The organism is Anaerococcus faecalis (assembly GCF_013371425.1).
In the GTDB taxonomy this organism is placed as follows: domain Bacteria; phylum Bacillota; class Clostridia; order Tissierellales; family Peptoniphilaceae; genus Anaerococcus; species Anaerococcus porci.
On record NZ_JABVBA010000004.1, the window covers coordinates 161,068 to 173,805 of the forward strand.

Below are 12,738 nucleotides of genomic sequence, written 5' to 3' on the forward strand. Positions count from 1 at the left end.
TAATATATAGTTGTTAACTAAAAGATGTCAAATTAACAAAAAAGGAAGCAAGAGGGGGCTGTTGCAGAATGAATTAATCGTTATTCCATCATTACAAGCTCCTCCACGACAATTTGGCCTTCATGAGCTGGTAGGCTATTCTCAAATTGTCTATGAGTAATTTGTAATGATGGAATGATAGAAATTCATGGTTTTGCAACAGTCCCTTTTTTGAATAGTAAAAAATATTAAGGAAAGGTATTCATATGAATGAAAAGTATTTAAATCTACTTAAAGAAAGTTACCCAACAAAAACCCACTTAGTCGATGAAATTATAGGTCTTAAGGCAAAACTTTACCTACCAAAGGGAACTGAGTATTTTTTCTCGGATCTTCATGGCGAGGCCAAGGCCTTTATTCACCTTCTAAGATCTGCTGCTGGAAATATAAGAGATAAGACTAGCCAATACTTTGGAGATACCCTAGTAAAAAAGGACCAAGATGATCTTGCAAACCTTATCTATAATCCAGAAAGAGAACTTGTTAGACTTAAAGAAGAAAATTTGATAGATGATGATTGGTACACAATTAATATTCATAGGTTAGTTAATCTTTTTAGGTTTGTATCAACAAAGTATCCAAAAGATACAGTTAAAAATAAGTTTCCTACAAATTATAAGGAAATTATAGATGAACTTTTATATACTAATGATTCTGAATTTAATAAGAAATTATACTATGAAAAAATAATTGAAAATATAATAAAATATAAGGCTGCTGATGATTTTATAATAGTATTATCATCACTAATCCAAAGAGTTTCTGTAGATAGCCTTCATATAGTTGGAGATATTTACGACAGGGGGCCTGAACCTAATATTATTATGGATGAACTTTTAACTTTTCCTAATGTAGACATACAATGGGGAAACCATGATATAGCTTGGATGGGAGCATGTTCTGGAAACAAGGCCTTGGTAGCAGCATGTCTTTGCAATGCAATCTCATATAATAACTTTGATTTTGTTGAAGAAGGTTATGGAATAAATCTCAGACCACTTTATGAGTTTTCTATGAAAACTTATAGAGATGACCCATGTGAGAGATTTATGCCAAGAATATTTGAAGAAAATATCTATGATAAAGTAAATAAGGATGTAGCAGCCAAGATGTATAAGGCTATGAGTGTCATAAGATTTAAGCTTGATGGTAAACTTTTAGAAAGAAATCCTGAATTTCATATGGATGATAGAAATTTCTTAAAACACATTGATTTCACTAAAATGACCTACAAGGGTGTAGAACTTTTAGATAAAAACTTTCCTACTATAGATAAAAAAGATCCTCTCAAGCTCAGCTTAGAAGAAAAATTCATAATAGACATATTGCAAAAAGAGTTCTCCAAAAATATCCTCCTAAATGAACACATTAAGTTTATGTATAACAATGGTTCTATGTATAAAATATCTAACGGCTCTCTTCTTTTCCATGGTTGCATACCTTTAAATCCTGACGGTTCTTTCCAAGAAATAAAAATCAAAGGAAAAGCCTATAAGGGAAAAGAGTTGATGGATTTATTTGATAAGCTTGCAAGAGATGCCTATTTCTTACCAGAATCTGAAGAAAAACAATATGCAAAAGACATAGTTTGGTATCTAGTATGTGGCAAAAAATCCCCTTTATTTGGTAAAAGTCAATATTCTTACTTTGAAAATCTTTTAGTTGATGATAAAGAACTTAAAAAAGAAGAGATGAATCCATATTATGATTTAAATAAAAAAGAAGATATTTGTAATATGATTCTTGATGAATTTAATTTAAAAGACCAAAGAAGAAGAATTATAAATGGTCACGTTCCAGTAAAAGTAAAGGAAGGCAAAAAACCTGTAAGAGCAAATGGTAAGCTTTATGTAATAGATGGTGGCATATCAAAGCCTTACCAAAAAAAGACAGGCATAGCTGGCTATACTCTAATGTATAACTCTCACCACATAGCACTTGCAGAACATGTATCTTATAAAAATATAAGGGATAATATGGGCTCCTATACCCCAAAAATTTATGAAACTGAAAAATTAATTCCTAGAATGCTTATAAAAGATACAGATGAAGGTGAAAAAATCAGAGAAAGAATTCTAGTTCTTGAAGAACTTCTAGAAATATTTGATAGAACAAAAATTTAGGCAAATAAATTATTATAAATATCTCAAATCTCCTTTTTAGAATAAAACTAAAAGGGAGATTTTTATAAATATACCTATCTTATTAAGCTTAAGTAACAAACACCCTTATGATGTTTTCCAATAATATTGATAGTAAAATTTTCATTAAATCTTATTATAATAAAGTTAAGTTTTTTGAAATAGGATTATTATGAGGCTAGTTTCTAAACAAACTCAAGCTTTTTATCATAGATTTAAAAAATAAATTAATAAAAAACTGTTGTTAGAAAAAATTCTTTCAACAGTTTTTTTATAAAAGATTATTATATTGCTAGAATTAAATTAAGACTTATGCTTAAATAATTAAAGAAAAATTCAAATCATTTCTTTTTCTTTAAATATAAGTGTCCACCTGCTGCAAGAACTAAAACTCCAGCCACTTTAGCAATTGATCCAATTCCTGTCCTTACAAAAGAACGACTTTTCTTCACAACTGGATTTTTGGATCTAGATACTGTAACTCTTTTAGGTGTTTCTTGTTCTAAGTAACCAGGTTTTTCATTTACTGCATCTTTTATTCTTTTTTCAAGATCCTTTAATTTTTCACTATCAAATTGATCATCATCAACTACAGAATTAAGTTCTTTAGAAAGTTTTGCTTTCTTTTCTTCATCTTTTATCTTGTCTTGATTTTCATTAAAATACTTAATAAGGGCATTGAGTTCATCAATAAATATTTTACCATCAAGATTATTGACAAGCTCATTATACTTATCTATAATTTTTCCAAAATCCTCTTCCTTACCTTCTTTTAAAGCTATTTGGCTATTTTTTAATTCATTAAAAGCCTTCTCCAATTCATCTTTGTCTTCTTTACTTGATTTTTTATAAACTATATCTTTTTTTACTTCTTCGTGATTTTTGATAGCATCTTCAATTTCTTTTGCTAATTTTTCTTTTTCTTCTTTTGCCTTTTTCCTTACTTTTTCATTAAAATCATCTACTTTTTTATTAATAGATTTTATAGCTTCATTAACTGAATCAAGATTAGAATCTTCATTATCTAAAACTTTTTTCTCATCAGCTAAATCAAGATTTTTATTTTTTTCAATTCCTTCTTTTAAGATATTTCTATCAAGAGAAAGTTCTTTATTGTAGGCATTTATTTTATCTTTTAAAATATTCAAATTATTATAATTTTGATTATATTCTTGTACAGAATCATAAGATTCTTTTATTTCATTAAAATTATTTTTTAGCTTATCTGATAAATTCCCCTTTATCATTGTCTTTATTTCTTTATAAAGTTTCTTATATTCAGCTAACTTTATTTCTGAAATTTTTTCACTAATCTTATTATAAGATTCTTGAGTAAAGTTTTCTTCATTTAAATTTCCTATTAAATCATCAAAATCTTTTTTGACTTTTTCATTTAAGTTTTTATATATCTCACTTTTTTTAAAGTCTTCAATTTCGCTTATAATAGAATCATAAGTATTTTCTTCGCTTGTTGTTATATCTCCGGCAAAAGCTATATTTTTATAATTTTTTTCAATTGGATTAATAGGGCTTGTTAACATTAGAAGGCCAAGTCCTAAGCCTAGAATGTTTTTTTTCTTCATTACTATCTCCTGTTTAACTTTATTATCCTTATTATAACAAATTTCAAAGTATTTTTGTACTTATATTTACGGACTTTATATAATATTTAAAACTAGTATGATATTATTATATAAAATAAGGAAAGGAATAATATGCAAGACTTACATATGCACTGCAAGTTTTCTTTCGATTCACATACTAATCCAGAAGAAAATATAAAATCATGTATTAATAATAATATTAAGATTATGGCTTTCACAGACCATATAGATAAATGTTGCCAAAAAAACGCCGATGATATGACCTTTGACCTTGATGATTATTTTTCTACCATTAATCATTTAAGGGAAAAATACAAAAAAGACATAAAAATACTAACCGGTGTTGAGATAGGTATAGCCTATGAAAACAAAGATATTATCAATAAAATAATAAAGGATAATCCTTTTGATTTTATAATAGGCTCGATTCATGCAGTTGAGTTTGTGGATGTATGGGGACAAAGAAAGATTATAGAAAAAGATCCTATTAATTCTTTTAGAAAATACTACTCTTATATGATTGATAGTGTAAAAGCTATTAAAGACTTTTCAGTTTTAGGTCACATAGACTACATAGATAGGTATATAAATGATAAGTCTTTAATACCAAAATATGAATTATATGAAGATTTAATTGAAAAACTACTAAAAGAATTAATAGATACAAATAGGGGTATTGAAGTAAATACTGCGGGTTTTAGAAATAATCTTCCGCATGCCAATCCAAAGGATAATATCCTAAAAAAGTATAAGCTTATGGGAGGAGATATTATAACACTAGGATCAGACTCCCATACTCCTGATACATGCGGATATATGATAGACGAAACTATAAAACACCTAAAAGACTTGGGATTTGGCCATATTTCATACTTTGAAAATAAAATGGAAAAACAAATAAAGATTTAAAAAGAGGCACTTGCAAATAACAATTATATCTTGCATCATTATAAGTTACCCAAAGACAATTTTGTGAACAAGCTTTCCAGCTCATCAAGGTCAAATTATCTTAGAGAAACTTGTAATGATTTAGTAAAGATTAATTTAATTTGCATAAGCCTCTTTTTTCTACATAAAATCTTTTAGTTTTTGAAACATCTCCTCTAGCTGTAACTATATTATAGCCTGCTTTTTTAACTCTTAACTCTAGACATGACCTACATTCAGCAGCCTCATCCCCAGTACAAATCTTATTATCATATAGAGAATAAAGTTCTCTATATGAAGTAGGTGAAAGATTTGGCATAAGGACATTTGCACCTGCCCTAAGTCCTTCTTCCCTACCAAAAGGATTAATAGTCCCTAGAGCAGTAGTAGCTGGTATTAAGCAATATGGAAACATAAGCCTAAGTATTGAAACAAGCCTTAATGTCTTTTTATATGACCCATTTTCCATATCCTTAAATGGGGTATCATGTTGAGAAATATAAGGACCTATGCCCACCATATCTGGCTCAAGTTCTTGTAAAAATCTTAAATCTTTAACAAGATCTTCATCTTCTTGGTAAGGTGAACCTACCATAAATCCTCCACCAACTTGAAATCCTATTTCCTTTAAGTCAAATAAACACTGTCTCCTATTTTCAAAGGACATCTCACTAGGATGGATTTTATAATAATGCTGTCTATTTGAAGTTTCTTCCCTTAATAGATACCTATCAGCTCCTGCATTATAAAAGGCTCTATAAGAATTTTTACTTCTTTCTCCAAGAGAAAGGGTTATAGCACAATCTGGATGTATTTTTTTAATCTCTTCAACTATCCTACATATATCATCATCCTTATAAGCCATATCCTCCCCGCCTTGAAGGACAAAAGTTCTATAACCTAATTTGTAACCTATTTTAGCACACATTATAAGCTCATCAAAATCAAGCCTATATCTTTCTATATTTTTATTTGAACGTCTTATTCCACAATAGTAGCAATCATTTTTACAATAATTAGAAAATTCAATAAGACCTCTTACATAAACATCACTTCCATAAATTGCTTTTCTAACCTTATCAGCTCTTTTGGCAAGTTCTTCATTATATTTATCATCTGAAATCAACTCAACAAGAGTAGAATCAGTAAATTCTTCTGCTTTTATAAAGTTCATTTAGACCTTCCTTCTAACTTAATTATCTAATATTATAACAAATAAGATAAAAAAATGATAATTTTTCTAAATTTTATATATTTCCACATATTTTCTACACAATCTTGATATATTATATGCCTTGTAAATGATAAGTTGTAATTATTTTGTAACCAATGTTACAAAAAAAATAAATTTAATCAAAAATAACTAGAAAATAGTTACAAATAAATTAAAAACAATATTAAGGAGAGTAATCATTATGACAAAAATAAAAAAATATGGACTAGTAGCTGCTTTAGTTCTACCGACAATCTTCACAGCAACAAATAAGGCAGAAGCTTCAAAGGCTGTTAAAAATTCCGATAAGGCAGCTGCAGTAAATGTAAGAAGTGAAGCTAAGGAAGCTAATAACGTTATAGGACTTATAGATAATGATAAAGCTTATGAAGTTATTGATAATCAAAATGGTTGGTTAAAAATCAAATATGATGATAAAGAAGCTTATGTAGGAAGCTACTGGTTTAACGTAGTTGAAGAAGCAAAGGTAATAAACCCAGCTAACTTCAGAAAAGATGATCACTTAGAATCAGAAGTATATCAAGTACTAAAAAAAGATGACGTAGTAGAAGTTATCTCATATGCAAACAATGGATTTGTTAAAGTAGTGTTTGAAGGAAAAGAAGGATACATACATGAATCACTTTTAGATCTTCCAGAAAGTTTTGCAAATACCAATAAGCCACAAGTGGTTGTAGCTAATAATAATTATACACAAGAAACTTCTTATCAAGCACCAGCTCAAAATTATCAATCTTCAAACCAAACTCACTATGAAGCCCCAGCACAAACTCACTATGAAGCTCCTTCTCAAAACTACCAAGGATCAAGCTCATCAGCTAAAGAAATCATAGCTCAGAGAGAATCAGGTGGATCATACAATGCTAGAAACGGACAATATATAGGAAGATACCAACTTTCATCTTCATACTTAAATGGAGACTATTCAGCAGCTAACCAAGAAAGAGTAGCAGACCAATATGTAGCTCAAAGATACGGTTCTTGGGATAATGCTCTAGCATTCTGGAATAACAATGGTTGGTACTAAAATTAAATAGATTTGAATTTCAAAAAGACTGCCCATATCATGATTTGGCAGTCTCTTTTCATCTATTTATACATCATAAAATCCATTTCTATATGACCTTATACAAGCCATATAAAGAAACTTAATAACTAAAATTATAAGAATAAATATAAATAAAAATGCAACATAGATATTAGTTAAATTATATATTAAAAAACTAAATACACCTACTATTAAAAGTATAATACCACTTGCAAGATAATATCCTATATTTGCTGATGAACCCCTAGTCAAATCTTTCTCTCTTTCCCAGTGGATATTAACAGACTTAGAGTCCATCAAAATTCCCTGCATTGATGAAAGAAGACTTGCTAAAGTAAATCCTATAAATAAGGATAAACTTGCCAAAAAATCTACTTTAGTAAGCAAAGATAAAATAATACATAAACCTATGTTTAAAATGGTATTTAATAAATTTATAGAAATAAGCCTTCCTAGAACATTATCCCTTGGGGCAATCGGATAAGTTAATGTTTGATAAAGCCCCTCTCCTTCCCTTGATAAAGACGAATTTATAGCTACATCATTAGCCGATATAAAATATCTAAAGACAAATCCGCCAATAATAAAGATTAAATATAAATCCTTATTCGAAAAATCAAGTGTTTTTATCATATCTAGAAATCCACTTGCTCCAAATCCCCAAAATATAGTAAAAATTATCATAGAAGATAAAACAGGATAAACATATACTGGAGTGCTTATTAGAGATTTGAAATCTTTTCTACATATTGCTATAATTTTCGAATTTTGTGAACTTTTAACCAAGCCTTGCTTTTTATCTCTTTTCTTCTGTCTCAATTCAGAAAATGAATCTAAGTATATTTTTGAGGAAATCTTTTCACTTATAAAAATCAAAATAGCAAAATAAAGGTATAAAACTAGGCTATAGCCTATAAAGCTTATAAAAGAAGCGTTTAAACTTTTTGCATATATCCTTGTATGGATAAATAAATATGAAAGAATGCTATCAGATGATATAAAAATTTTTCCTATTTTTGAAAATGCATCTCCACTATTTGACCTGAAAGCGTAAAAATAGACAAAACCTATAAGTAATAAACTTATACCATAGCCTATGAATTTGAATATATTAGAATAAGACCTTATATTTGAAAATCTCATTATAATCATGATAATAAGGGACATAAGTAGAATTGGTATAACAATCATAGGAAGAAAATTTATTACATATCCTATAAGTCTTATGGCTTTAAATCCGTCTATATAGAAATAAACTATACCCATTAATATATAAAATAAGAAAACTTCAAAACTTGATAAAATTTTAGCAAAAAATTTAGATAAGTAAATCTCACTCTCCTTAATAGGCATAGTTCTTAGTATAGTAATCTCCTTACTCCTACTATAGTCAGTAATCAGGTCATTTATACTTAAAATAAGGGCAAAGAAACTTATTACAAGAGATGATGACATAAAATATGAAAACTCATCTCCATTTTTAAGGTAAACGAAGGCTAAAAACATAAAGATAGAAAACCCTACCCCTAGATAAAAACCGTAAATTACTAATATCAAGAGTATTCTTAACACATAGTCATTAGGATATCCGTAGACCTTGGTATTTGGTAGGTATTTGAGATTTTCTTCTCTGAAATTTTTAATAAATAATTGTCTAAATCTTTTATTTAACATCTGTAAGCTCCAAAAACATCTCTTCAAGGGACTTATCTTCAGAAAGATTCTCTTTAATGTCATCTAGGCTTCCCATTGCCACAATTTTTCCTTCTGATATTATTGCAATCCTGTCACAAATATTTTCAGCAACCTCCATCATATGGGTTGAAAAGAAAACCATCTTGCCCCTATCTGCCCTATCCCTCATAATCTTTTTAAGATTAAATGATGATTTAGGATCAAGTCCTACCATTGGTTCATCCAATATTAAAAGATCTGGATTATGGATTAGACTTGCTATTATGGCAAGTCTTTGCTTCATTCCATGGGAGTAAGATGAAATATCATCTACCATAGACTCTCTTATATTAAAATAATCAAGATATTTGTTGAGTCTTCTGTCCCTATCTTCTTTACTTACGCCATATATATCTGCAACAAAGTTTATGTATGAAATTCCATTATATTTTTCAAATAGCAAAGGATTGTCAGCAAGATATGAGAATTTAGACTTATATAATAAAGGATTATCTTCAATCATAATATTATCTATAGTAATATCACCACTACTCTTTTTTATAAGCCCTACTATGGCTTTTATTGTAGTTGACTTTCCTGCACCATTTGGTCCTAAAAATCCAAAAATTTCCCCATTTTTTACAGTAAATGAAATATTATCTACAGCAAGCTTTCCATTTTTATATTTTTTGGTAAAATTCTTAACTTCTAACATGAAAACTCCTTTTTATATACTAAAAAACACCCTAAATAAAGCTAATAAAACTGCTATTTTAATATTTTTACCATAGATAGATAAAATTATTATTTAAAATTCCCCTTATTATTTCTCTATCAATACTACTTTCTCGTATATTTATCTTTTATTTTTATACCCAATATATTATAATTAAATGCAATAGATTGTAAAATAATAAATTTGATTTATAAAATTAAAAGCTTTCGCAAATATACGAAAGCTTTAATCTTATTCTTCATGCAATTTTACTATTTGTTTTTCATACTCACTATGAACCTTTACAGGATCTACTGTTAAACGGGCAATATTAAAAGCATGATCTCCAATTCTTTCAATAGTTGAAGCTATATCGACAAATACAGAGCTTGCAACTGTAGTTAGATTCTCACCATTTCTAAGTCTTTTATAATGTGATTTCCTTAAGTTTTGCTCAAGAAGATCAAGGTTAGCTTCATCCTCTTTTAGTTTTTCATAAAGTGCTGAATCTTCCGACTCAAATACTTCTATTGAATTAACATAGTTGTTTATAACCAAGTCATATATCTTATTTAAATCCTCTAAAGCTTCCTCATTATATTTTTCATTGGCCTCATTTATTTCGTCAAAATACTCTCCCAAATTTTGAGCAAGATCTGAGACTCTTTCCACATTTATTTGTACTTGTAAGTAGTTATGTATTTCACCTTCAAGCTCACTTACTAAATTCGACTTAGATATATCAAGTATATATTTTTGAATCTTAGTATCCATCTCATTTACTAAGGCTTCTGCTTGATTTGCAGTGGAAAGGTCATTTTTATCTCCACTATTTAGATATTTACGAGTAGCCTTAATAGTTTCAAGAGCTATCTTACTTTCCTTAATAATAGCAGACTTGGCCTGGTCTAAGGCTGCAGCTGGAAAGGTATTAATTAAACTTTCTTCAAGTTCAATATCCTTAACATCAGAAAAGATTGAATCCTTACCAGGTATAATTTTATGAAGTACCCTTGATACTTGCCTAATAATTGGTAAGAATAAAATCATACCAACAAAGTTAAAGCTAAAATGTGCCACTGCTATAGTCATCATTGGATTAAGCGAAAACTTATCAGATACAAAAGTTACAAATCCTTGGTAAGGCACCAACAATATTAAAAATATGATTGATACCAACACATTGAAAAGTACATGAAACAAACTTGTTCTTTTAGCAGATAAAGAACCACCCAAAGAAGCAAGAACTCCTGTTATACAAGTACCAATATTGGCACCAAATAAAAACCCAAGCGATAAGCTAAGCCCTATTGCCCCAGATGCATAAAGAGATTGGACAATACCAATAAAGGCTGATGATGATTGGATAAGTGCTGTCAGTAAAGCACCTACTATAACCGCTATAAGTGGATTTCTTCCTAAAGATGTAACTATATCTTCAAAGCCAGGGATGTTCTTAAGTTCTGCTAGGCTATCTCCCATCATCTTTAGACCTATAAATAAAAGTCCAAAACCAACAAGAATTTCTCCAATATATTTTCCCTTCCTTTTTTTAGAAAATAAAAACACGATTACACCTATAAGGCATATAAAATAGGATAAGTAGTCTAGGTTAAAACCAATCAAAATGGCAGTCACAGTTGTACCTATGTTGGCACCCAAAATGACACCAATAGCTTGCTCAAGACTCATTACACCTGCCCTAACAAAGCTTATGGCGATAACTGTAGTTGCTGATGAAGATTGAATTAAACCAGTAATAAGTACTCCCACCAATACTCCTTTGATTGGATTAGATGTGTACTTTTCTACATATCCCCTCAATTTTGGTCCAGCAAAATTAGTAAGGGCATCTCCCATAAGGTTGATACCAAATAAAAATATTGCAAGCCCTCCTGCAATCAGATTCCATTGCAAAGACGATAATGTCGATAATTGCATAATTCCTCCATTTAATAATATTCAATTTACAAGATTTTAACAAAAATCTCACCTTAATATAATATTATCATAAAAGGAATAAAACAACAATTGAAATTTAAATAATTTAAAAGCCTATTCTTTTTTTTGATTTATCAAAGTAAAGAATATTATTAGAAATTATCTTTTAGAGTAAAATATAAATGTAAGCTTATTAAATTAAAGAAAGGATAATTATGGATTTAAATTTAAAAGATAAGGTAGTACTCATAACAGGATCAACAGGTGGAATAGGTAGGGCTATAACAAAGGCTTTTTATAAAGAAGGTGCAAAACTTGCCCTTACATCTACTAGAAAAGAAAAGGTAGATAAACTAATAGAAGAATTGGGAAATCCACCAGAAGATAAGGTTCGTGGTTATGTATTAGATATAACAAATGAAGAAGAAGTAAAAAGGGTAACAGATCAAGTAGTTAAAGATTTTGGCACTCTTTATTCCCTAGTATCAAATGCTGGAAACAATGGAGACTACCAAGAGATAAAAGATTCAACAAAAGAAAATTATGACAAAGTATTTTCTATAAATGTGTATGGTGTTTTATATTCTATGAAATATGCCATTCCTTATATGTTAGAAAATAAAAAAGGTTCTGTTGTAGTTCTTGGATCAGAAGGATCTTACGTAGGAAGTCCAGGAATGGGAGCCTATGTAGCAAGCAAGCACGCAGTAGCAGCCCTTGTTAAGACCTTAGCTACAGAAGTAGGCGGAAGTGGAATTCATGCAAATTATATCGCACCATCTGCAGTAGACACTGATATGATGAGAAGAATAAAGAAAAATACATTTGGTGATAGTAAAACTCCAGAAGAAGCTGAAAGATTCTTTGCAGAAGCATCATATGATAAAAGATATGCAAAGCCAGAAGAAGTAGCAAATGCAGCCTTATATCTAGCAAGTGAAGTATCAGCACATATGATGGGATGGGGTCTTAGACTTGATGGCGGAAAACATATATTATAAATATAATAAAGAAGGTGCCTCTTGGCACTTTTTACATATTTCTATTTACCCAAATAACTTCTTAAACATATCATCTTGTTCCTTAAAATGAGATACAAACCCTATAGGGATTTCATTATTAGTAGCCTTAATAATCTCTTTTGCTCCTCTTTCTTCAAATGCCCCACAAAGCTCAATTACATCAATATCTTCTTTTTTTAATTTAATGGCTATATCTTTTGCCATCTCTAAATTTCTTACTCCAATAATTTGTGCATTATTATTTTTTCCTATACACTTTCTATCAACAATTGGATCAAAAGGACCCATAATGATATATGCAAATTTCATAAACTCTCCTTATAAATTTTAAAAATCATCTACTCTTATTAATATTTTTATAAATACTATATTAGCTTTTAAATTCTAATCTAA

At 29.2% G+C, this 12,738-nt stretch carries 10 protein-coding genes; 4 read left to right on the forward strand and 6 right to left on the reverse strand.

What is annotated here, in order from left to right; genetic code table 11:
- The first annotated feature begins 245 nt into the window (after positions 1 to 245).
- Complete coding sequence (locus HV819_RS05415) at positions 246 to 2,162, forward strand: fructose-1,6-bisphosphatase (RefSeq protein ID WP_154541285.1); 1,917 nt, start codon at positions 246 to 248, stop codon at positions 2,160 to 2,162.
- Between the two features lie 359 nt (positions 2,163 to 2,521).
- Here HV819_RS05415 and HV819_RS05420 read toward each other — a convergent pair whose 3' ends face one another.
- Entirely contained in the window at positions 2,522 to 3,763 is a 1,242-nt protein-coding gene (locus HV819_RS05420) for a hypothetical protein (protein WP_176269686.1), read from the reverse strand.
- A gap of 132 nt (positions 3,764 to 3,895) precedes the next feature.
- Here HV819_RS05420 and HV819_RS05425 point away from each other — a divergent pair, with 132 nt between their 5' ends.
- A complete protein-coding gene (locus HV819_RS05425) occupies positions 3,896 to 4,693 on the forward strand; it encodes a histidinol-phosphatase HisJ family protein (RefSeq protein ID WP_176269687.1) in 798 nt (265 codons plus the stop codon).
- 130 nt (positions 4,694 to 4,823) lie between these two features.
- Here HV819_RS05425 and hydE read toward each other — a convergent pair whose 3' ends face one another.
- Positions 4,824 to 5,885, reverse strand: coding sequence for a [FeFe] hydrogenase H-cluster radical SAM maturase HydE (gene hydE, locus HV819_RS05430; RefSeq protein WP_176269688.1), 1,062 nt, complete (start codon positions 5,883 to 5,885; stop codon positions 4,824 to 4,826).
- Between the two features lie 241 nt (positions 5,886 to 6,126).
- Here hydE and apf point away from each other — a divergent pair, with 241 nt between their 5' ends.
- Positions 6,127 to 6,972, forward strand: coding sequence for an aggregation-promoting factor (gene apf / locus HV819_RS05435; RefSeq protein ID WP_176269689.1), 846 nt, complete (start codon positions 6,127 to 6,129; stop codon positions 6,970 to 6,972).
- A 66-nt stretch (positions 6,973 to 7,038) separates the two neighbouring features.
- Here apf and HV819_RS05440 read toward each other — a convergent pair whose 3' ends face one another.
- From HV819_RS05440 to HV819_RS05450, 3 genes are all read right to left on the reverse strand, one after another.
- Positions 7,039 to 8,667 (reverse strand): ABC transporter permease, encoded by a 1,629-nt coding sequence (locus HV819_RS05440; RefSeq protein WP_176269690.1) that lies wholly within the window; start codon positions 8,665 to 8,667, stop codon positions 7,039 to 7,041.
- Positions 8,657 to 9,382 (reverse strand): ABC transporter ATP-binding protein, encoded by a 726-nt coding sequence (locus tag HV819_RS05445; protein WP_154541297.1) that lies wholly within the window; start codon positions 9,380 to 9,382, stop codon positions 8,657 to 8,659. Before HV819_RS05445 ends, HV819_RS05440 begins: the two co-directional genes overlap by 11 nt.
- Positions 9,383 to 9,634: 252 nt before the next feature.
- The gene (locus HV819_RS05450) at positions 9,635 to 11,323 is read right to left on the reverse strand and encodes a Na/Pi cotransporter family protein (protein WP_154541299.1); all 1,689 of its coding nucleotides are present in this window, start codon (positions 11,321 to 11,323) and stop codon (positions 9,635 to 9,637) included.
- A gap of 215 nt (positions 11,324 to 11,538) precedes the next feature.
- Between HV819_RS05450 and HV819_RS05455 the strand changes: the two genes are divergently transcribed.
- Positions 11,539 to 12,324 carry an SDR family NAD(P)-dependent oxidoreductase gene (locus HV819_RS05455; RefSeq protein WP_176269691.1) on the forward strand — a complete coding sequence of 262 codons (786 nt, stop codon included), beginning with the start codon at positions 11,539 to 11,541 and terminating at the stop codon, positions 12,322 to 12,324.
- A 45-nt stretch (positions 12,325 to 12,369) separates the two neighbouring features.
- Here HV819_RS05455 and HV819_RS05460 read toward each other — a convergent pair whose 3' ends face one another.
- Positions 12,370 to 12,654: a DUF6506 family protein gene (locus HV819_RS05460; RefSeq protein ID WP_154541303.1), complete on the reverse strand. Its 285-nt coding sequence runs from the start codon at positions 12,652 to 12,654 to the stop codon at positions 12,370 to 12,372.
- Positions 12,655 to 12,738 lie beyond the last annotated feature (84 nt).

Bases quoted from the DNA above. Each gene is read 5' to 3' on its own strand.
- HV819_RS05445 (WP_154541297.1), bottom strand. From the start codon at position 9,382: ATGTTAGAAGTTAAGAATTTTACCAAAAAATATAAAAATGGAAAGCTT.
- apf (WP_176269689.1), top strand. From the start codon at position 6,127: ATGACAAAAATAAAAAAATATGGACTAGTAGCTGCTTTAGTTCTACCG.
- HV819_RS05415 (WP_154541285.1), top strand. From the start codon at position 246: ATGAATGAAAAGTATTTAAATCTACTTAAAGAAAGTTACCCAACAAAA.
- HV819_RS05425 (WP_176269687.1), top strand. From the start codon at position 3,896: ATGCAAGACTTACATATGCACTGCAAGTTTTCTTTCGATTCACATACT.
- HV819_RS05460 (WP_154541303.1), bottom strand. From the start codon at position 12,654: ATGAAATTTGCATATATCATTATGGGTCCTTTTGATCCAATTGTTGAT.
- HV819_RS05440 (WP_176269690.1), bottom strand. From the start codon at position 8,667: ATGTTAAATAAAAGATTTAGACAATTATTTATTAAAAATTTCAGAGAA.
- HV819_RS05450 (WP_154541299.1), bottom strand. From the start codon at position 11,323: ATGCAATTATCGACATTATCGTCTTTGCAATGGAATCTGATTGCAGGA.
- hydE (WP_176269688.1), bottom strand. From the start codon at position 5,885: ATGAACTTTATAAAAGCAGAAGAATTTACTGATTCTACTCTTGTTGAG.
- HV819_RS05455 (WP_176269691.1), top strand. From the start codon at position 11,539: ATGGATTTAAATTTAAAAGATAAGGTAGTACTCATAACAGGATCAACA.
- HV819_RS05420 (WP_176269686.1), bottom strand. From the start codon at position 3,763: ATGAAGAAAAAAAACATTCTAGGCTTAGGACTTGGCCTTCTAATGTTA.